This window comes from Allobosea sp. 05T433, assembly GCF_056396065.1.
Genome location: NZ_JBFTKS010000005.1, coordinates 18,745 through 37,760, shown reverse-complemented (window position 1 = coordinate 37,760; position 19,016 = coordinate 18,745). Strand labels below are relative to the sequence as shown.

The 19,016-nt window shown below is 63.1% G+C and carries 14 protein-coding genes; 7 read left to right on the top strand and 7 right to left on the bottom strand.

Annotation, left to right across the window (positions count from 1 at the left end):
* Positions 1-146 precede the first annotated feature (146 nt).
* The 7 genes from AC1DGP_RS08240 to AC1DGP_RS08210 form a co-directional block, all read right to left on the bottom strand.
* Positions 147-569, bottom strand: a complete 423-nt coding sequence (locus AC1DGP_RS08240) for a hypothetical protein (RefSeq protein ID WP_476831979.1) — start codon at positions 567-569, stop codon at positions 147-149.
* Complete coding sequence (locus AC1DGP_RS08235) at positions 566-2,092, bottom strand: YfjI family protein (RefSeq protein WP_476831978.1); 1,527 nt, start codon at positions 2,090-2,092, stop codon at positions 566-568. The genes AC1DGP_RS08240 and AC1DGP_RS08235 overlap by 4 nt, the downstream gene beginning before the upstream one ends.
* Positions 2,082-2,930: a bifunctional DNA primase/polymerase gene (locus tag AC1DGP_RS08230; RefSeq protein WP_476831977.1), complete on the bottom strand. Its 849-nt coding sequence runs from the start codon at positions 2,928-2,930 to the stop codon at positions 2,082-2,084. Before AC1DGP_RS08230 ends, AC1DGP_RS08235 begins: the two co-directional genes overlap by 11 nt.
* Before the next feature lie 328 nt (positions 2,931-3,258).
* Entirely contained in the window at positions 3,259-3,435 is a 177-nt protein-coding gene (locus tag AC1DGP_RS08225) for a helix-turn-helix transcriptional regulator (RefSeq protein WP_476831976.1), read from the bottom strand.
* A gap of 338 nt (positions 3,436-3,773) precedes the next feature.
* The gene (locus AC1DGP_RS08220; RefSeq protein WP_476831975.1) at positions 3,774-4,994 is read right to left on the bottom strand and encodes a tyrosine-type recombinase/integrase; all 1,221 of its coding nucleotides are present in this window, start codon (positions 4,992-4,994) and stop codon (positions 3,774-3,776) included.
* Positions 4,995-5,371: 377 nt separating this feature from the next.
* A complete protein-coding gene (locus tag AC1DGP_RS08215) occupies positions 5,372-8,560 on the bottom strand; it encodes an efflux RND transporter permease subunit (RefSeq protein WP_476831974.1) in 3,189 nt (1,062 codons plus the stop codon).
* Positions 8,561-8,565: 5 nt separating this feature from the next.
* On the bottom strand, positions 8,566-9,672 hold the full coding sequence (locus AC1DGP_RS08210; protein WP_476831973.1) for an efflux RND transporter periplasmic adaptor subunit: 1,107 nt from the start codon (positions 9,670-9,672) through the stop codon (positions 8,566-8,568).
* A 765-nt stretch (positions 9,673-10,437) separates the two neighbouring features.
* Between AC1DGP_RS08210 and AC1DGP_RS08205 the strand changes: the two genes are divergently transcribed.
* The 7 genes from AC1DGP_RS08205 to AC1DGP_RS08175 all read left to right on the top strand — a co-directional run bounded on the left by AC1DGP_RS08205 (position 10,438) and on the right by AC1DGP_RS08175 (position 18,998).
* Positions 10,438-12,075: a methyl-accepting chemotaxis protein gene (locus AC1DGP_RS08205; RefSeq protein WP_441507884.1), complete on the top strand. Its 1,638-nt coding sequence runs from the start codon at positions 10,438-10,440 to the stop codon at positions 12,073-12,075.
* A 129-nt stretch (positions 12,076-12,204) separates the two neighbouring features.
* Complete coding sequence (locus tag AC1DGP_RS08200) at positions 12,205-12,669, top strand: chemotaxis protein CheW (RefSeq protein ID WP_441507883.1); 465 nt, start codon at positions 12,205-12,207, stop codon at positions 12,667-12,669.
* An 11-nt stretch (positions 12,670-12,680) separates the two neighbouring features.
* Positions 12,681-13,934, top strand: coding sequence for a CheR family methyltransferase (locus AC1DGP_RS08195; RefSeq protein WP_441507882.1), 1,254 nt, complete (start codon positions 12,681-12,683; stop codon positions 13,932-13,934).
* Positions 13,934-14,638, top strand: coding sequence for a chemotaxis protein CheW (locus tag AC1DGP_RS08190; RefSeq protein WP_441507881.1), 705 nt, complete (start codon positions 13,934-13,936; stop codon positions 14,636-14,638). Before AC1DGP_RS08195 ends, AC1DGP_RS08190 begins: the two co-directional genes overlap by 1 nt.
* A complete protein-coding gene (locus AC1DGP_RS08185; protein WP_441507880.1) occupies positions 14,635-16,920 on the top strand; it encodes a hybrid sensor histidine kinase/response regulator in 2,286 nt (761 codons plus the stop codon). Before AC1DGP_RS08190 ends, AC1DGP_RS08185 begins: the two co-directional genes overlap by 4 nt.
* 22 nt (positions 16,921-16,942) lie before the next feature.
* Positions 16,943-17,962 (top strand): chemotaxis response regulator protein-glutamate methylesterase, encoded by a 1,020-nt coding sequence (cheB, locus tag AC1DGP_RS08180; RefSeq protein WP_441507879.1) that lies wholly within the window; start codon positions 16,943-16,945, stop codon positions 17,960-17,962.
* 70 nt (positions 17,963-18,032) lie between these two features.
* Positions 18,033-18,998, top strand: coding sequence for a diguanylate cyclase (locus AC1DGP_RS08175; RefSeq protein ID WP_441507878.1), 966 nt, complete (start codon positions 18,033-18,035; stop codon positions 18,996-18,998).
* Positions 18,999-19,016 lie beyond the last annotated feature (18 nt).

Genomic DNA, 19,016 nt, shown 5'->3' with positions numbered 1-19,016 from the left:
GGCCACACTGAACAGCTTGAAACGGCAAGCAAAGGATCATCGCGCCTGCTGCGCATCCACTCCGAGCAATACACCCGCCCCAGACAAATCTGGTGGGTGAAGGGGGCCAGCAAGGCTCGGCTTCAAGAGGTATGTAATATTATATATCAGATCGAATTTAGAGCGCTCTCGATTAATTTCCGTTTCTGCTTTTCTTCGATCAATTGAACTATCTCAGGATCGCTCAATTTGGCATAATCAGTGACTGTTTCTTCCTCATGTTTCATAATTAGTGCTCTGGGAACAAGTGAGCAAACCAGTCGAAGGTATGTCGCAGGATCATTCTGGCGAAGTTCAGCGATGGCTTTCGCCCCATGCTCAACGAAGTCATCGACGACAACGGAAAGCAGCACGTCTGAAAGCCGGTTCCGTGAACCTTTCGGCCTCCCACCGCCAGTATTTCCCGTTAGAAAACGGCCATGAGGATCGCGTTCGGTGGGGTGCCCGCCCCCTGCTAATGGCGCTAAGGGCGCTAATTCACCGTCCCGATGAGCGGGATTGGCAGGCCAGCCCGGATTTCCTTCACTCATGGAACCAGCCTCCAAACTTCTTTGCGTGGCTTACCGTCAACGAATGTGCTTGGCGGTAAGCGTTCGATCCATCCGCTTTCGGTAAGGATGGTTGCGGCGGCACGCGCGGCCTTCGCTTCCCGCAACTCTGACGGGCCAAACTGATAGATCATCGCCAGATGCAGGATTGGGTTCGGCTGGCCCTGCCACCAGTTCAGCAAGCGTTGCGCTGTCCGAAGTTCAGTGGAAACCGTCGCCCCGCCGTTCAGCCGCAACATTTCTGAGGCGTAATAATTGGCGAGCGTGACGCCGCTTTGCATTGCGTCTTCGTGAACTTCCATCGCGTCCGGATCATCAAACAAGGTCAAAACCGCTGCCAGTCGCCCCGCATGCTCGGGAAGTTTCGCCCCGAACGCGCGGATCGTCGATAATCTCCCATTTGGTGCGATGGCCCGTTCGCATTCGTCGTGGAACCTGATCCAAACCGCCTTGGCCTCAGGGGACAGCCGCATGGGGGGCGGGTCCAAGGCATCCGGCATGTCGGGACGCGTGACGAGCTGGCGCTTCAGCAAATAAGCCAGCCGATTGTTGTAGTCGTTCAACACCAAATCCGTGCCCCTGTCGGGTTCACGGTAGAGCCGCGTCCCCGCCGAGCTGTTCGGCGCGACAATCAGCATTCGGGCCAAAAGGCCGATGCCATCCAGCATGCTGTCGCCGAACAACGTGTCTGCAACAACCGGCTGCAACATGACATGCGCCGAACAACGCCGTCCGGGCAGGAATTTTTCACCTGTGCCAACGCGCAACCGTCGTATGGGGTCGCCATCCCAAAGCGTGTTGAGAAGTGCGGCGGTGCGCATCCTGGCCTCATCGTTGAAGGCTGCGCCGCCGATGAGTAAACCGCCTTCCGCCGTAAAAACGCCCGCCATAGGGCGTCCTTGGCCAAGGTGCAGCGTCAAGGCTTCCGGCGTCGGGTCCGCGACTAGCAGCATCGGGTGGGGCGGCGCTTTCGGTTCCGGGCCAAGGGCATCAAGCGCATTGCGGGCTGTCGCCATATCGTTCTTGCCGCGCTTCACCTTGTCCCGCGCCGAATCCCAAGCAGCCTTGTCGTTCATATGAGCAAGGCGTTCGCCTTCGGATTGTTGCCGCCATTCCTGTTCAACCTGATAGACAGCGTCGAGCGCAACACGGTCAACGCTGGATTTGCGTTCGCCACTTTCGGCAATCGACGCGAATATGCCGGTGAGCGGTTTGCGGCCTCCGCCCGGCAATATCACGTCGCGTTGGGCTTGAGCCGCGAGCGTTGCGGCGGCCAAGGCCGATTGCGCGCACATCGCTAGCGGCGCCTGCGTCCCGTGGTGAATGGCCAAGGCCGCATTGTGCAACGGTCCCAGAGCTTCGATTGGGAAAGCTTGAGGGGCGGGTAACTCGCGGAATAGGGGACGTTTTTCAGGCGGCACGGACATTTCAGCCGCCTGCGTCTGTGCAAATTCAGTCGCGTTGGCACCCGACCAGTTAGCGGGATTAGCGGGGTTAGCATCCACGGGCAGCGTCCCGCTGGCCTTGCCGAAGGCCGCTTAGAGCGGTTGTATATGTTTCGCGATGTCCTAAACCCGCCTGTTTCCCMGCCTCCAAAAGCAAGGCGAGAGCCACATCGCGGCCAACGACGCCTTGGTTAACAAGTGCGCCCAGCCGACACGATGCCCAAAACAACACGCGGTTGCGATTGCCAGCCGGTGCGCTGACGATAGCGCGTACCAAACCGCCCAACTGATCGGTCAATAACGTGCCGGTAGGTGGACCGCGAAGTGGCGTTGGTGCGCAATATGGTTGTGTTGCCGCTGCAATCAGCGCTTCTGGCATAAGCGGTAATGACCGATTGGCGATGGCGGCTGCGAGTTGCGCAATCCTTCCATTCACAAGCCCATACCCTCGCCCATCTGGTAAGGCGTTGCCCGGTGCGATGATGTACCCATTATCCCGCACGTCTACGGCGTCGGCGATCTTGCCCTTGGTTTTTCCCAGACCAGACGGCCTTTGAAAGATGAAATGCAGGCCATTGTTGGGAGTACTGACAGCCGGAACCGTCCGCCAATCGAACCGCCATTGTGAGAATAACGCCATGACGTTAGCTACGCCGTCACCATTACCGTGCCGGTCAGCATCAAGGACAAAAAGCCCGTTCGGCGCGCACGGCAGGCCATACACCGCATTGGGGTATATGCGGGCCCATTGCCGCAGTGTGTCAGGGCTGGCATCCGCTTGACGGAAGCCATTAGCAACATACGGACTTTTGGCCCGCTCCCCATATTCGCGGCAAGGGAACACCGGTACGTCGTAGCAGGCGTACAAAGCGGCCAAATGAACGTTTCGACCGGTCATGATCCTCTCCGGCTTCGATCTCGCTGGGGGGGCATTTGGCCGTGAGCGCGAAGGAACGCCTTAATGCTCGCATCGCTATTCAATGGCACGACTTCGCACGTAGCGAAGTGATACCGAGCACGTCCGCCTTTTATACGCTTCAATATTACAAGATTGATTTCGGCCGTTAGCCCATTTTCGTTTTTCGCAAACGGGATAACATTGGGTGGCAGTCCAATCTCGGTAGGATCAAACCCTCTAGCGCGATACTGGCGATGGGCGTTCTTCGCAAAGAACTGGCGGTCGTCGGCAATGGCCGGATGCTGCGATGCATAGCTGATGGTAGTTCTCATGACGGGCGTCCTGCCAGCCATGCTTCAATGGTTGATTGCCGCCAGCCTACAGCACGCTTCCCAATGCGAATGGGCTTTGGGAAGCGATTTTGCGCAATAGCCTCGTAGATTGTGCTTCGGCTAAGACCAGTGAAGTTTTCAACTTCCGGACGACGTAGGATTTTGTCGATCATTTTGTGCTCCTCTTGGAATGTCCAAGAAGAAATGATCTGAAAAAGAATCAAAAATATATGGTCATGTTAGCAAGTTTTATTAGTTATAAGAACGTTTGTTGAGTAGATTTTTTTATATTTTCGCGACAATCTATCATAATGTTGCTCGAACGCATTTATCCAACTAGGTTCGATAGTGGCGATTGCAGCACGAAGTGCGCTTCGGATTGATCTCGCTTCTTTGTGTTGAATTAATTTGTGCGCCTTGACAACAATATCGCGATCGCTTGGATAGAGTGGCTTACCGGTGCTTTTTGTCGCCAATGGCACATCGGTGTCGAGTTCGATGTCGCGTTTCATTACTGGCTTGTTTTGGGAGTGTTGCGACTAAGATAGGCGAACCACTCGTTCATCAGATGTCGACGCTTTTCAAACAGGTCTGACCGAGCGTAGGCGGCCTCCGCTTTATCTTTAATGACATGCGCCAACGCAAACTCGCAAACTTCGCGCGGAAAGCTTGTCTGTTCGCCTGCCCAATCGCGGAAAGAAGAGCGAAAACCGTGTGGCACAGCGTTGATGCCAAGCTCTTTCAGCAACTTGGACAATGTCGTGTCTGACAACGGCTTGCCGCTCACAGTGCCGGGAAACAGGAAGTTTGAGGTTTCGGACTTCAGCGGTTTGGCCAATTTCAGGATTTCGATGCATCGTGGCGACAAGGGAACACGATGCACCCGCTTCGCTTTCATGCGTTCGCCCGGAATGGTCCACACCGCCTTGTCGGTATCGACTTCATCCCACACCGCGCTGCGTGTTTCGCCGGAGCGAGTGGCGGTCAGCACGAGAAATTCGATCGCGAGCTTTGACGATGTGGACGCGTCGCTGTCGCGTACGCGCCGAAGCGCTGATGCGACCTCGCCGTAAGGTAGCGCAGTCTGGTGCCTTACCTTTGAGCGATCGTGCTTCGGCAGGGCTTTGGCTATCGCCTCTGCCGCGTTGTCGGCGCGCCAACCTTGGGCAATGGCCCACTTCATCACCGTGCCAATGCGTTGTTTCACCCGGCGTGCAGTTTCAGGGTGTGAATTCCAGATGGGCGACAAAGCCGAAAGCACGTCGGCACTGTTAATGGCGTCCAGTCGCTTCTTGCCAAAATGGGGAAACGCATATTCGCGCAACGTGTTGATCCATTGAGCGCCGTGCTTGGCGTTGCGCCAAGTCGGCAAATGAAGATCGTGCACGCGATGGGCCGCAGCCTCGAATGTCATCACTGCTGCATCGCGTTTCCGTGTAGCAAGTGGATCGCCGCCGGAACGGGCCAGCTTTCGGTTTTGCAGGGCTGCTTCTCGTGCGTCGGCAAGGCCAACAAGGGCCGCGGAACCCAATCCTATGTCGCGGCGCTTGCCTTGAATGACCATTCTTTGGATCCAGCGCTTGGCGCCGGACGGATCGACCTTCAGGTAAAGTCCTTGGCCGTCGCCATAGAACCCGGCATCGCTCATGCTGCGAACAGTCGCGGCTGTCAGGCTCTTCTCTTTATGCCTCCCAAACGGCTTGCTCCCACTCATCGCCTCGTTACCCAACATTGCGACCAACATAATTGACCGGAATATAAGGGCTCTTATCGGATCAAACAAGAACGTTCGATCGGTTAACCATACTGAATCAATTGCTTATTTCGGATTTGCCCGGAACCAACAAGAAGGCCCGACGGCGGACTCCGTCTCCGCCACTTCTAACCTCTTGAAATCGCGTCGCTAGGCCAATTCCTTCGGCGCGGCCGGGTCACAGGTGTCGGGCGCGTTCGAGCGAGGACGCTCTATCCGGGGCCACAATCGATTCCGGCCGCGTTCGCGTCTTGCCCAACATCGCCCCGAAGGAGTGTCTTGTCGCTCGGTCGGATTGCAGCCCCCTCGACGGTCACCGTCGCACATCCCGGTCCGAACGCCCACCGCGTCAGACCCTATTCTGCAGGACTATGCGGCTTGGCCACCGCTTCGCCAGCCTGCGGTGTCGCCGCCTCTGCGATCGGCTTCGGCCGCGTCGAGGGGCGCAGGCGTTCCCGCATCGATTGGAAGAAGACGTAGAGCGGCGGGATCACGAAGATCCCGAGCAGCGAGGCGAAGATCATGCCGCCGAAGACCGGCGTGCCGACATTGCGCCGGGCGAGCTGCGAGGCGCCAGTGGCGATGACGAGCGGCAGCAGCCCGAGGATGAAGGCGAAGGAGGTCATCATCACCGGGCGGAAGCGCAGCCGGGCGCCTTCCGCCGCGGCCTCGAGCAGCGGAACCCCGCTCTCGCGTTGCTCCTTGGCGAACTCGACGATCAGGATGCCGTTCTTCGCGGCAAGGCCGATCAGCACGATCATGCCGATCTGGGCATAGACATCGAGTGTCAGGTGCCCGAGCACCATGAAGGCGAAGGAGCCGAGAATGCCGATCGAGACCGAAAGCAGTACGGGCACCGGAATCGTCCAGCTCTCGTAGAGCGCGACGAGGAAGAGGAACGCGAAGAGCACGGCGAAGGCGAGGATGATCGGCGTCTTGCCCTCGGCCCGCTTCTCCTGAAAGGCGGTATCGGTCCATTCTCCGGCATAGCCCGCGGGCAGCACGCGGGCCGCGACCTCCTGCATGGCGTTGAGCGCCTCTCCCGAGGAGACGCCGGGCGCCGGGCCGCCCTGGATCGTGACGGCCCGCAGGTTGTTGTAGCGGATCAGCGCGGGAGGACCGACGACGACGTGGATCTCCAGGAGGCTGCGCAGCGGCACCATCTTGCCGTCGGCGCTGCGGACATTGATCCGGTAGATGTCGTCGATCGAGGCGCGGTCGACGGCCTCGGCCTGGAGTTGCACCTGCCAGGTCCGGCCGAACAGGTTCATGTCGTTGGCGTAGTAGCCGCCGAGCGAGGCCTGCAGCGCCTGGAACACATCCTGAAGCTTGACGCCGAGAATCTGGACCTTGTTGCGGTCGATATCGAGATAGATCGACGGCGTGGTCGCCGAGAAGGTGCTGAACACCCGCGACAGTCGCGGGTCCTGGTTGGCGGCAATGGTCAGGCCGCGGACCACCTGTGCCAGGGTTTTGGGGTCGCCGCCGCGCAGATCCTCCAGCACATAGGTGAAGCCGCCGCCGGTTCCCAGGCCGATGATCGGCGGTGGCGCGAGCGGCACCACGGTGCCGCCCTGGACCTGCGCGAATTTCGGCGCCAGCCGGCGCATGATGGCGGGCACGCCGAGATCGGCCCCCTGACGCTCGCTGAACGGCTTGAGCGTCACGACCATGAAGGCGGAGTTCGCCTGCGAGTAATTGTCGATGAAGTTGAGGCCGACGACGGAGGTGTAGTCGGCGACCGTCGCCTCGCCCTTGAGGATCTCCTCGGCTTGCTGGACCACGGCCGAGGTGCGCCCGACCGCAGCGCCGTCCGGCAACTGGACCACCACGAAGAAGGCGCCCTGGTCATCCTCGGGCAGGAAGCCGGTGGGGGTGAATTTCGAGAGGCCGCCAATACCCACCGCCGCGATGGCGACGAGGACGAGGCCCATCACGGAGAAGCGGACGATGCGCGCGACCACCGCGCCATAGCCGTCGCGGACCCGGTCGATGCTGCGCATCACATAGCCCATCAGGCCGCGCCTTGGGCCGTGATGGCGCTTGAGCAGGACACCGCACAGCGCCGGCGAGAGCGTGAGCGCGTTGATCGCCGACAGCACCATGGCGACGACGACCGTCACGGCGAACTGGCGAAACAGCTCGCCTGCGATGCCGGGAATGAAGGCGACGGGAACGAAGACGGAGAGCAGAACGAGCGTAATCGCGATGATCGGCGCGGTGATTTCCCGCATGGCGACCTTCGTCGCCTCGCCCGGCGTGAGCTCCGGCCGCTCCTCCATCACGCGCTCGACATTCTCGACCACGACGATCGCGTCGTCGACGACGATGCCGATGGCGAGCACGACGGCCAGCAGCGAAACCGAGTTCGCGGAGTAGCCGATGGCGTTGAGGACGATGAAGGCGCCGATCAGGCTGACGGGGACCGCGAGCGTCGGGATGAGCGTCGCGCGGAAACTCCCCAGGAACAGATAGACGACGATGACGACGAGCACGAAGGCCTCGAGGAGCGTCTTCTTGACCTCGTCGATGGTGGCGGTGATGAAGGCCGTCGGATCGTAGGTCACCTTCCATTCCAGGTCTTCGGGAAAGCTCTTGGCGAGCTCCCTGACCTGGGCGCGGACGGCGTCGAGCGTGGTGATCGCGTTGGCGCCGGGCGCCTGGTAGAGCGCGATCACGGCTGCCGGGCTGCCGCCGAGGTGGGTGTCGCGGTCGAGATTATTGGCCCCGAGCTCCAGCCGCGCGACGTCGCCGAGCCGCAGCACCGAACCATCCGGGTTCGTGCGCAGGATGATGTTGGAGAATTCCTCGGTGGTGGCCAGCCGTCCCTTGGTCTGGATGCTGAGCTGAAGCTGCTGGTCGTCGGAGATCGGCCGTCCGCCGATCCGGCCGACGGCGGCCTGCACGTTCTGCGACTGGATGGCGGCGATGAGGTCGCCGGTCGTCAGGTTGAGTCCGGTCAGTTCGTCGAGCTTGATCCAGGCGCGCATCGCATAATCCTGCGCGCCCCACAGAGCGGCATCGCCGACGCCCTGCGTGCTCTTGATCCGGTCGAGCATGTTGATGGTGACATAATTCGACAGGAAGAGCGGATCATAGGTGCGCTTCGGCGAGTAGACGGCGAGCACGCCGAGAAGAGCCGAGGACTTCTTCTTGACCGTGACGCCCTGGCGCTGGACATCCTGCGGCAGCTTCGACAGGGCGATCTGAACGCGGTTGTTGACGTTGACCGCGTTGATATCGGGATCGGTGCCGAGCTCGAACGAGGCGAGCAGCGTGTAGCTGCCGTCGTTGCCGCTGACGCTCTTCATGTACATCATCTTGTCGACGCCCACGACCTGGGCCTCGATCGGCTGCGCGACCGTCGCGTCGACGACCTGGGACGATGCGCCGGGATAGACCGTCGTCACCGAGACCTGCGGCGGCACGATGTCGGGGTATTGCGCGACCGGAATCGCCAGCAGCGAGAGCAGGCCGGCGATCGTGGTGACGATGGCGATGACGATGGCGAGGCGGGGCCGATCAACGAAGATCGCGGAGATCATGGGCTTCAGCTTCCCTTGATCATCGCCGGCACCGGGCGTGCCCGGACGGGTGCCCCTGGCCTGACGGCCTGCAGACCCTCGACGATGATCTGCTCGCCGCCGGCCAGGCCTTCGGACACGACGGCATTGGGGCCGTCCTCGCCGCCGAGCTTCAGCCGCTTGACGACGGCCTTGCCGTCCACGACCGCAAAGACATAGACGCCGGCCTGGTCGGCGATCAGGGCTGCCTGCGGCACCACGATCATCTGCTGCGGATCGCCGACCTCCAGGGCGACGCGCACCAGCTGCCCGTCGGTCAGCGCGCCGGTCGGATTGGGCATCCTCGCCCGGACGAGCACGGTGTCGGTGCCACGATCGACCGAGTTGTTGACGAAATCGATCTGCCCGAGCTGGTCGTAGAGAGTGCCGTCGGAGAAGCGGAGCTGCACCTTGACCGCCTTGGGATCGACATGCTTGCCCGTTTCGGCGCTCTTGAGGAATTCGCGCTGGCTGACCGGGAAGGTCACATACATCGGATCCTGGCTGATGATCGTCGTCAGCACGCCGCTGTCGGGGCCGACCACATTGCCCTTCGTGACATTGGTCAGGCCGATCTTTCCGGAGATCGGCGCCGTGATGGAGGTGTAGCCGAGATTGACTTTCGCCGTGGCGAGATCGGCCTGGTTGGTCATGATCGCGCCGGCGGTCTGCTGCTTCTGGGCAACGGCCTGATCGCGCGCCACGACGGTGCCGGCCGCCTTGGCCAGCAGGTCCTGGGCACGTTCGAGCTGGATCGCGGCCAAGGCGTCGGCCGACTTGCTGATCTCGAGCGCACCCTGCGCCTTCTCGACCGCTGCCTGGAAGAGGTCGCGCTCGACCCGGTAGAGCGGGGCGCCGGCCTTGACCATGTCGCCTTCCTTGAAGAGCACCTCCTCAAGATAGCCGGTGACCCGGGCCCTGATGTCGACCTTGTCGATTCCCGAGACGCGGCCGACGAAACCGAGAGACTTGGAAATCGGTTTGCGTTCTGCGTTGATGGTGCCGACCTGAACGGCGGCAGGCTCGCCTGTCTGTGCGAGGGCCGGCCCGGCAACGGCGCAGGCGACAGCCACCACATATGCAATCCGCCACATCGACGCCTCCCTGCCAGCCGTGGTGAAGACTTCCCGGGCCGCTCTATGGCGCAGCGGGTCTAGGTTTCGCCGATTTCGTCAGTGACCGTGTGATGCCGATCGAGCGTGACATCCCCGATCTTGATCGCTGCCCCGGCGGGGCCAGGCGTGATCGGCGTCGCGCAGACCGGGATGAGAGCCCGCCTGTAGCCCTTTGGCTTCGGCCCGATGACCTGACAGCTGGCCGAAGGGCGACATCGCCCATCGAAGAACTCTCGCAGACGCCGTCATCCAGTGACCTCATCGCAAAGGTGATGCTCGATAGGTCCTGACAGTCGTTCCAAACGCTTCTGCCTAGAACTTTGATACTGTAACACCCGCAGTGCGATACAGTAAGTCGGTGCGGTCGGCCTATGGTTCGTCACCACACCGAGACCGTTATGTGCCGCTAGGGCAGACCGATGATGGCTCGTCGAAGGCAGGCAACCTCTCAGGCGTTGCTTCGGCTCCGGGTCCGGTGACGATCCGGCATCGGACGGAAGCGGCGGGCAGGCTCGCCAGCCAAGCGCGGCGCCAACCGTCATCGGCGCCGTCTTCGACTCGCCTTTGGGCCATCGATCTAGCGCTTTCTTAAGAGCTCTTCAGGCAGCGTCTGCAGTTCACCGGAGAGCAAGCACCTTCAGGGTAGCCTGTCACGACAGTTGATTCGGCCTCCTCGCCAGAGAGCGGCGGCCGGTCGAACCGACGCTGCTCCTCGATGCGTGTCTGGACGATGGAACGAACCTGATGAAGAGCCTGACGATACGCCGCCGCATTCTCGTGAGTTTTGCTGCGGTCCTGGCGGTGATGTCGGCGATGGCCGCCATCTCCTATCTCTGGTTCGTTCAGACCGAGCGCGAAGCGGCCAGGGTCGAAACCAACACGGTGCCGGCTCTCTATTTCAGCACCCGGCTGATGACGACATGGACGGAGGCCAGCAGCCTCCTGCGCGAATTCGTGCTCGAGGACGTGGCCGCGGACAAGGCCAGGATTGCCGACGCCATGCTCGCCAATCGCGATCAGCTGCGCGGCCTGCTGAAGTCCTATGAAGGCACGCTCGACTCCGAGCAGGATCGCCAGAACTATGCCCTGGTCAAACAGCTTTTCGACCAGGTCTTTCCGGCCGAAGACGCGATCGTGGCCGCAGGCAAACAGGCTGCGGCCGGCGGTCAGGCTCTTGACCAGCGCGGCGCAGTCCGGAGCGAGTTCGAGCCGATTGCTGCCAAGCTGCGGACAAGCCTGCAGGCGATGGTCGAGTACAACAAGTCGGAGGCCGATGAATCGACCCAGCGCATCGTCTCGATCGTGCGTACGGCGGAGTTGGGCCTGGCCGTCAGTTTCCTGGTCGCGCTCGCGCTCGCGGCGCTGTGCGGCTACCTGCTGTTTCGCGCCATCACCGTGCCGCTCGGAAAGCTGCTCGGCATCGTCGATCTCATGCGCCGCGGAGATTTCAGCGCGCGGCTCGAGCTCCAGCGTCGCGATGAGTTCAGCACGCTGGCCGACGGCGTCAACGCCATGGCCGACGATCTCGCCGGCCTGATCGGCCAGGTTCAGAAATCCAGCATCCAGGTCAACACCTCGATCACCGAAGTCGCCGCGACCTCCAAGGAGCAGCAGGCGACGGCCAGCGAGATCGCCGCGACGACGACGGAAATCGGCGCGACCGCCAAGGAAATCTCCGCGACCTCGAACGAGCTCGTGCGCACCATGGACGAGGTCTCTGTGGTCGCCGAGCAGACTGCGGTGCTTGCCGGAGGCGGGCAGGCCGGGTTGTCGCGCATGGAAACGACGATGCGCCACGTCATGGAGGCGGCCGGCGCGATCAATGCCAAGCTCGCGATCCTCAGCGAGAAGGCGGGCAACATCAATCAGGTCGTCACCACCATCACCAAGGTCGCCGACCAGACCAACCTGCTTTCGCTGAATGCCGCGATCGAGGCGGAAAAGGCCGGTCAGTACGGCCGGGGGTTTGCGGTCGTGGCGACGGAGATCCGCCGCCTCGCCGACCAGACAGCGGTGTCGACCTACGACATCGAGCAAATGGTCAAGGACATCCAGTCGGCCGTCGCAGCCGGCGTGATGGGCATGGACAAGTTCTCCGAGGAGGTGCGCCGCGGCATGCAGGAGGTGCAGCAGGTCGGCGGGCAGCTGTCGGAGATCATCGAACAGGTGCAGGGGCTGGTGCCGCGCTTCGAGGTGGCAAACGAGGGCATGCAGGCGCAGGCAACCGGTGCCGGCCAGATCAGCGAAGCCCTGTCGCAGCTCAGCGAAGCCGCCCAGCAGACGGTCGAGTCGCTGCAGCAATCCACGCTCGCGATCGACGAACTGAACCAGGTCTCGAGCGGGCTGCGCAGCAGCATCTCGCGTTTCAAACTTCGCGCGTAGAGCATCGGCCCGAAAAGTGGATACCGGTTTTCGTAAAAGCGGATGCAAAGACAAAGTGCGACAGCATCAGGCCGGATTTGATATCCGGTCTGATGCTGTCGCAGGAGCAGGCGAGCCGAGCCCCGTCCGATGCTGTTTCTGATGTTCCGCCTGGGTCAGGACCGCTATCTGCTCGATGCCCGGCAGGTCGAAATGGTCTTGCCCCTGCTCACCGTGAAAGCCCTGCCGGCTGCGCCGGTCGGCGTCGTCGGAGCCATCAACTACCGGGGCGCACCGGTGCCTTTGATCGATCTCAGCCTGCTCGCGCTCGGGCGCGCTGCTGCCCCCCTGCTGAGCACGCGGATCATCCTCGTGCGCTATCCGGTCGGTGCAGGCGAGCACGCCCTGCTCGGGCTCATTGCCGAGCGTGCGATCGAGACCGTCGAGCGCGATCCGGCGGATTTCGTGGCCACGGGTGTCGAGGCTGGAATGCCTCCCTATCTCGGCCCGGTCGCTTCCGACGACAAGGGGCTGATCCAGAGGATCCGGGCGGAAGCCCTGCTATCCCCAGCGATCCGTGAGATCTTGTTCCAGCAGCCCGCGACGCATTCCTGATGGACAGGGCCATGGGCACAGGGGCGTTCGAACAGCTTCTCAGGGAGATGATCGGGCTCAGCAGCGAGACGGTCGGCGCCTCGGTAATTCGTCATGCGCTCAAGCGACGGATGACCGACTGCGAGATGCCGGACCTCCACACCTATTGGAGTTATCTCAGCGAGAACCGCACCGAGCGTCAGGAGCTGATCGATGCGGTCGTCGTGCCGGAGACCTGGTTCTTCCGGGATCGCGAGGCCTTCGCGGCGATGACGCGCCAGGCTCGCGAAAGCCGGGGTTCCGGGACGCCGCTCAGACTTCTGAGTCTGCCATGCTCGACGGGCGAGGAGCCCTATTCCATGGCGATGGCGTTGTTCGACGCGGGCTTCGAGGCAACGGAATTCAGCATCGACGCCGTCGATGTGAGCACGCGTAATCTCGTCTATGCCGAACGTGCGGTCTACGGGCGCAACTCCTTCCGCGGCGAGGAACTCGGCTATCGCGACCGGCATTTCGATGCGGTCGAAGGCGGCTTCCGCCCGCATGAGCGCGTCCGCCGGCAGGTTTGCTTCACGCTCGGCAACCTGCTCGGGCCGGTCCCGCAGCCGAGGGCCGAACCTTACGACGTCATCTTCTGCCGCAACCTGCTGATCTATTTCGATCGCGAGACGCAGGGGCTGGCACTGGACCGGCTCAGGCAGATGCTCGCAGACAAGGGCCTGTTGCTGGTGGGGCCGGCCGAGTCCGGATTGCCGACCTTGCATGGCTTCGCTTCGGTGCGCTTCCCCAGGGCCTTCGCCTTCATCAAGGCAAGCGCTGTGCAGCAAGCGCCGGCAGCGGCTCCCGTACGGAGGTCGCGTCCGACGCCACTGCCCGCACAAGCGCCACGGCGTATCGCGCCGCCTCCGCGCGTGCGCCCCTTCGCGCAGAAGACCGCACCAGGAGAGGCTGCTTCGCCGGCGCCCGACCCGGCAGCCAAGAGCCTTGCCACCATCGAGCACGCCGCCAATGCCGGCCGCCTCGGTGAGGTCAAGCGCGCCGCTGCGAGCCATCTCGAGGAATTCGGGCCGTCACCGGAGGTCTTCTACCTGCTTGGCCTCGCCCATGATGCGGATGACGCGCCGTCGGACGCGATCCAGAATTACCGGAAGGCACTCTATCTTGCACCCGACCATCGTCAGGCGCTCGTCCAGCTCAAGCTCCTGCTGCAGCGGCAAGGCGACAAGGCCGGAGCCAAGGCGCTGACCGACCGGCTCGACCGGATTGCGAAGAGGAGTGACGTCTGATGTCCGTCACGGCCGGCATGCAAGCGACGGAGCAGGGACAGGGCATCAATGAGTGCTGGCGCCAGATCGGTGTCAGCGGGGACAGGTCCTGTCCGGAATTGCGGGAGCATCTGCATTGTCGGAACTGCCCGACCCATGCGGAGATCGCACGCAGTCTGCTCGATCGCCCCTTGCCTGCGGGCTATTCCGAGGAATGGGCACAGCATTTCGCGAGAGCTGCAGAGCGCCCCGAGGCCGAGGGTGGGGCTCGCAGCGTCGTTCTCTTTCGTCTGGGAGAGGAATGGCTCGGTCTCCCGACGACGACCTGTCACGAGATCGCGGAGCCGCGCCGCATCCATTCGCTGCCCCATCGCCGGACCGGCGCAGTGCTGGGCATCGTCAATGTCCGGGGCGAACTGCTCATCTGCATGTCGTTGCCGGAGCTCCTCGGCATCAATACGGGCGGGCAGAGTTCAGGCGGTGGCAAGATCGCCGTGTTTCGCCGTCTGATCGTGATTGGCAGGGATGAGAGGCGCGTCGCCTTCGAGGTCGACGAGGTGCACGGCATGCATTCCTATGGGGAGCGCGACCTGATCGCGGTACCGGCAACGATCGGCAAATCGGCCTCGACCGTCATCCAGGCCATGCTGTCCTGGCAGGGGCGCACGGTCGGCTGCCTCGATGAGGCACCGCTCCTCGCCATGATCGACCGGAGTATCGCATGAGCGGCGAGGATTTCAGCCAGCTCTCGATGCTGGACCTGTTTCGCGCCGAACTCGACTCGCAGTCGCAGGCGCTGACAGCAGGCCTGCTGGCGCTTGAGCGCGATCCTGTCGCGGCCGTTCATCTCGAAGCCTGCATGCGCGCCGCCCATTCGCTCAAGGGCGCGGCCCGGATCATCGATCTGACGCCTGCGGTGCAGGTGGCGCATGAGATGGAGGAGTGCTTCGTTGCGGCCCAGCGCGGGCAGGTCAGGCTCAATCACGCCCATATCGATGCGCTTCTGAAGGGCGTCGATCTGCTGGCCGCGATCGCCACTGAGCCGGGACCTGGCGAAGAGGAGATCCAGCGCAGAATCGCAGGCTTCGCGCAGGCGCTTCAGCAGCCTGGCTCCTCGGCTTCGGGGCCGGACGTGAATGACGAGCTCCCTGCGGCGGCTCCGGAGAGAGATCATTCCAGCGAAGCTCCGCCCGCTCGAGCCCAGGAGCCGGCTGCCGGATCCGCGCCGGCGCTATCCCAGACGCCGGGAAGCCCGGGGTCGGACCGCATGGTGCGCGTCACGGCAGAAAGCCTGAACCGGCTGCTCGGGCTCGCGGGCGAGTCCCTGATGTCGGCCCGGCGCCTCAGACCGTTCAACGATGGGCTCTTGCGCCTCAGGCGCGTCCAGACCGATCTTGCCAAGAGCTTTGACGCGCTGCGCGCCGCGATGCCGGCGGTGACGACGGATGTCAGGGCCCTGCAGGCGCTCGCCGAGGCTCAGCTCAAGCTCGGGGAAAGCCAGGCTATTCTGGCGCAGCGCCTCGACGAGCTCGATGCCGTCGACCGGCGCGCCACCGATCTCGCCAATCGGCTCTATGACGAGACGCTCGCCAGCCGGATGCGCCCCTTCGACGATGGCGTCCGGCATTTTTCGCGGACCGTCCGCGATATCGGGCGAACCCTGGGCAAGAAGGTCCGCCTCGAGATCGTCGGCGGCTCGACGAGCATCGACCGCGACATCCTCGAGGAACTCGATGCCCCGCTCGGGCACCTCCTGCGCAACGCCGTCGATCACGGGCTCGAACCTCCCGAGGAGCGGCGGGCCGCAGGAAAGGCGGAAGAAGGCCTGATCAAGCTCGAGGCCCGGCACAATGCCGGGCTGTTGCAGATCATCGTTGTCGACGATGGCCGCGGGATCGATCTCGACGCGCTGCGCCTTGCGACCAGCAGGCGGGGGCTGACGACGGCCGAGACGGCGCAGAGCCTGAGCGAGGCCGAACTCCTGGAGTTCCTGTTCCTGCCTGGCTTCTCGATGAAGGGCAGCGTCAGTGACATTTCCGGACGCGGCGTTGGCCTCGATGCCGTGCAGGCGATGGCACGCCAGGTCCGGGGGCAGGTGACCGTGTCGTCGGAGCTCGGCGCCGGGACGCGTTTCCAGCTTCAGTTGCCGCTGACGCTCTCGGTGATCCGCGCCCTGCTCGTCGAGATCGACGGCGAACCCTATGCGTTTCCGCTGGCCGGGATCACGCGGACGCTGATGCTGCCGCGGGAGCGGATCGAGATCCTCGAGGGCAGGCCGCATTTCCGCTTTGAGGAGCGGCAGGTCGGACTGGTCACGGCGCATGAGGTCCTGGGGCGTGACGAACCGCAATCGGGTTCTGTCGATCTCGCTGTCGTCGTGGTCGGCGAGGGGGGCGGGGCCTATGGGCTGGTCGTCGACCGCTTCCTTGGCGAGCGCGATCTCGTCGTCCGTCCGCTCGATCCACGGCTCGCCAAGGTCAAGGACATCAGCGCTGCGGCCCTGATGGAGGATGGTTCACCCGTCCTGATCCTCGACGTCGATGATCTGATCCGCTCGATGGAGAAGCTCGCCTCGACCGGCAGGCTCAAGACCCTGGAGCGCGTCGTTGCCAGCGTTGGCCAGAAGCGGCGCAAGCGCGTCCTGGTCGTCGACGATTCACTCACCGTGCGCGAACTGGAGCGCAAGCTGCTCGATCATCACGGCTACGAGGTTGAGGTCGCGGTCGACGGCATCGATGGCTGGAACGCCGTCCGATCCGAGCCGTTCGATCTCGTGGTCACCGATATCGACATGCCCCGTATGGACGGCATCGAGCTCGTGACACTGATCAAGAAGGATAGCGGGCTTCGGAACCTGCCGGTCATGATCGTGTCATACAAGGACCGGGAAGAAGACCGCCGCCGCGGGCTCGATGCCGGTGCGGACTATTATTTGACCAAGGGCAGTTTCCACGACGAGACTTTGATCCATGCCGTCGCCGACCTGATCGGTGAAGCATGGGGCTGAGCGGCAGCACGGAGAGAGGTTCATGAGGATCGGCCTCGTCAATGATCTGCCGATGGCGGTCGAGCTGCTTCGGCGCATCGTCGTTTCGACAACCGAGCATGCAGTCGCCTGGATCGCGGTGAACGGGCGCGAAGCGGTGGAGGCGTGCCGACGCGACAGGCCGGATCTGATCCTGATGGATCTGAACATGCCCGAGATGGATGGCGTCGCGGCCACCCAGCGGATCATGGCAGAGACGCCCTGTCCCATTCTGCTGGTGACCGCGAGCGTCGATGCCAATGTCTCGGGCGTCTATGACGCCATGGGCCATGGCGCGCTGGACGCGGTCGACATTCCCAGCGTGGGGGCCGACGGCAATGCCCAAGCTCAATCGGCGGCGCTGCTGGCCAGGATCGCGATGATCGGCCGGCTCTCGCGTGATGTCGCGCCCGTCGTCCGGACGACGGCGCCGGCCCGCACCGCTGCACCGTCGGCGCAGCAGTTGATCGCGATCGGTGCGTCGGCGGGGGGCCCCGCTGCCGTGGCCACACTCCTGGCCGGACTGCCGGGCGGCTTTCGCGCTGCTCTCATTCTCGTCCAGCATCTCGATGCCCAATTCGTGCCGGGCTTCGCCAGCTGGCTGGGCCAGCACACCGCTCTTTCCGTGCGCCCCGCCATCGAAGGCGACAGGCCCGAACCGGGGACCGTGCTGATCGCGGCAAGTGGCGATCACCTGGTCTTCAAATCGGGCCATGACCTCGGCTATAGGTCCGAACCGCGCGACTACGTCTACCGGCCATCGGTCGATGTGTTCTTCGAGAGTGTTGCGCAATGGTGGCAGGGAGATCTGGTGGGCGTGTTGCTGACCGGCATGGGCAGGGACGGCGCCCGCGGGTTGAAGCTCCTGCGCGACAGGAAATACTTGACCCTGGCACAGGACAGGGCGACGAGCGCCGTTTACGGAATGCCCAAGGCGGCCGCTGCGATCGATGCAGCTTCCGAAATTCTACCACTTGCCGCGATTGCGCCACGCCTTGTCGAGGCATGCCGTCAGTCGTTCTGAAGAGGTTGTCTTGATGACAGGCGAACCGACCCTCACCATGTCTTCCGTGCCCCCGCCGGCGGACAGTTACATGTCCATGATCCTGCTCGTCGATGACCAGGTCATGGTCTGCGAAGCCGTGCGGCGGGCGCTGGCCAACCAGCCCGATCTCGATTTCCACTACTGCACCGACCCCTTGGCGGCGATCAAGGTGGCCGAACAGGTGAAGCCGACCGTGATCCTGCAGGATCTCGTCATGCCGGGCGTCGACGGGCTGGACCTGGTGCGGCAGTATCGCAAGCACCCGTCGATCCACAATGTTCCCGTCATCGTTCTCTCGACCAAGGAAGATCCCGCCACCAAGAGCGAGGCCTTCCAGGCGGGCGCGAACGACTATCTCGTCAAGCTCCCCGACAAGCTCGAACTGATCGCTCGGGTGCGCTACCACACCCGCGCCTATCTCGATCATGTCCAGCGTGACGAGGCCTATCGGGCGCTGCGCGAAAGCCAGCGCGAGCTGATGCGGGTCAATCTCGAGCTCGAGCGCCTGACGCGGATCGACGGGCTGACCGGACTCGGGAACCGCCGCTATTTCGACGAGTATCTTGCGGCGGAGTGGAGACGCTGCCTGCGCACGCAGCATCCGCTGTCTGTCCTGATGATCGATGTCGATCACTTCAAGCGCTACAATGATGCGTATGGCCATCTCGCCGGCGATGAAGTGCTGAAACAGGTCGCCAACGTGATCCAGGGCGGCTGCACCCGTTCGACCGATCTGGCGGCGCGCTTCGGCGGCGAGGAGTTCGTCGTCATTCTGACGGATGTGCCGCAGGAAGGCGCGAGATACGTGGCGGAACGGCTGGTTCAGGGCGTACGGGATCTGAACATCGCGCACGGCACGGGCCGGGTCACGATCAGTGTGGGCATGGCAACGACGATGCCTCACGAAGGCGGAGAGCCGGCGAAACTGGTCAATGCCGCCGATCTCGCGCTCTTCCGCGCCAAGAACGAGGGGCGCGATCGTTCGGTCTCGTCGGAAATCTCCGCGGTGCCGTAGCGTCGTCGCCCCGGCACC

Bases quoted from the DNA above. Each gene is read 5' to 3' on its own strand.
- AC1DGP_RS08215 (WP_476831974.1), bottom strand. From the start codon at position 8,560: ATGATCTCCGCGATCTTCGTTGATCGGCCCCGCCTCGCCATCGTCATC.
- AC1DGP_RS08240 (WP_476831979.1), bottom strand. From the start codon at position 569: ATGAGTGAAGGAAATCCGGGCTGGCCTGCCAATCCCGCTCATCGGGAC.
- AC1DGP_RS08185 (WP_441507880.1), top strand. From the start codon at position 14,635: ATGAGCGGCGAGGATTTCAGCCAGCTCTCGATGCTGGACCTGTTTCGC.
- cheB (WP_441507879.1), top strand. From the start codon at position 16,943: ATGAGGATCGGCCTCGTCAATGATCTGCCGATGGCGGTCGAGCTGCTT.
- AC1DGP_RS08220 (WP_476831975.1), bottom strand. From the start codon at position 4,994: ATGTTGGGTAACGAGGCGATGAGTGGGAGCAAGCCGTTTGGGAGGCAT.
- AC1DGP_RS08175 (WP_441507878.1), top strand. From the start codon at position 18,033: ATGTCCATGATCCTGCTCGTCGATGACCAGGTCATGGTCTGCGAAGCC.
- AC1DGP_RS08225 (WP_476831976.1), bottom strand. From the start codon at position 3,435: ATGATCGACAAAATCCTACGTCGTCCGGAAGTTGAAAACTTCACTGGT.
- AC1DGP_RS08195 (WP_441507882.1), top strand. From the start codon at position 12,681: ATGGGCACAGGGGCGTTCGAACAGCTTCTCAGGGAGATGATCGGGCTC.
- AC1DGP_RS08190 (WP_441507881.1), top strand. From the start codon at position 13,934: ATGTCCGTCACGGCCGGCATGCAAGCGACGGAGCAGGGACAGGGCATC.
- AC1DGP_RS08205 (WP_441507884.1), top strand. From the start codon at position 10,438: ATGAAGAGCCTGACGATACGCCGCCGCATTCTCGTGAGTTTTGCTGCG.
- AC1DGP_RS08200 (WP_441507883.1), top strand. From the start codon at position 12,205: ATGCTGTTTCTGATGTTCCGCCTGGGTCAGGACCGCTATCTGCTCGAT.
- AC1DGP_RS08210 (WP_476831973.1), bottom strand. From the start codon at position 9,672: ATGTGGCGGATTGCATATGTGGTGGCTGTCGCCTGCGCCGTTGCCGGG.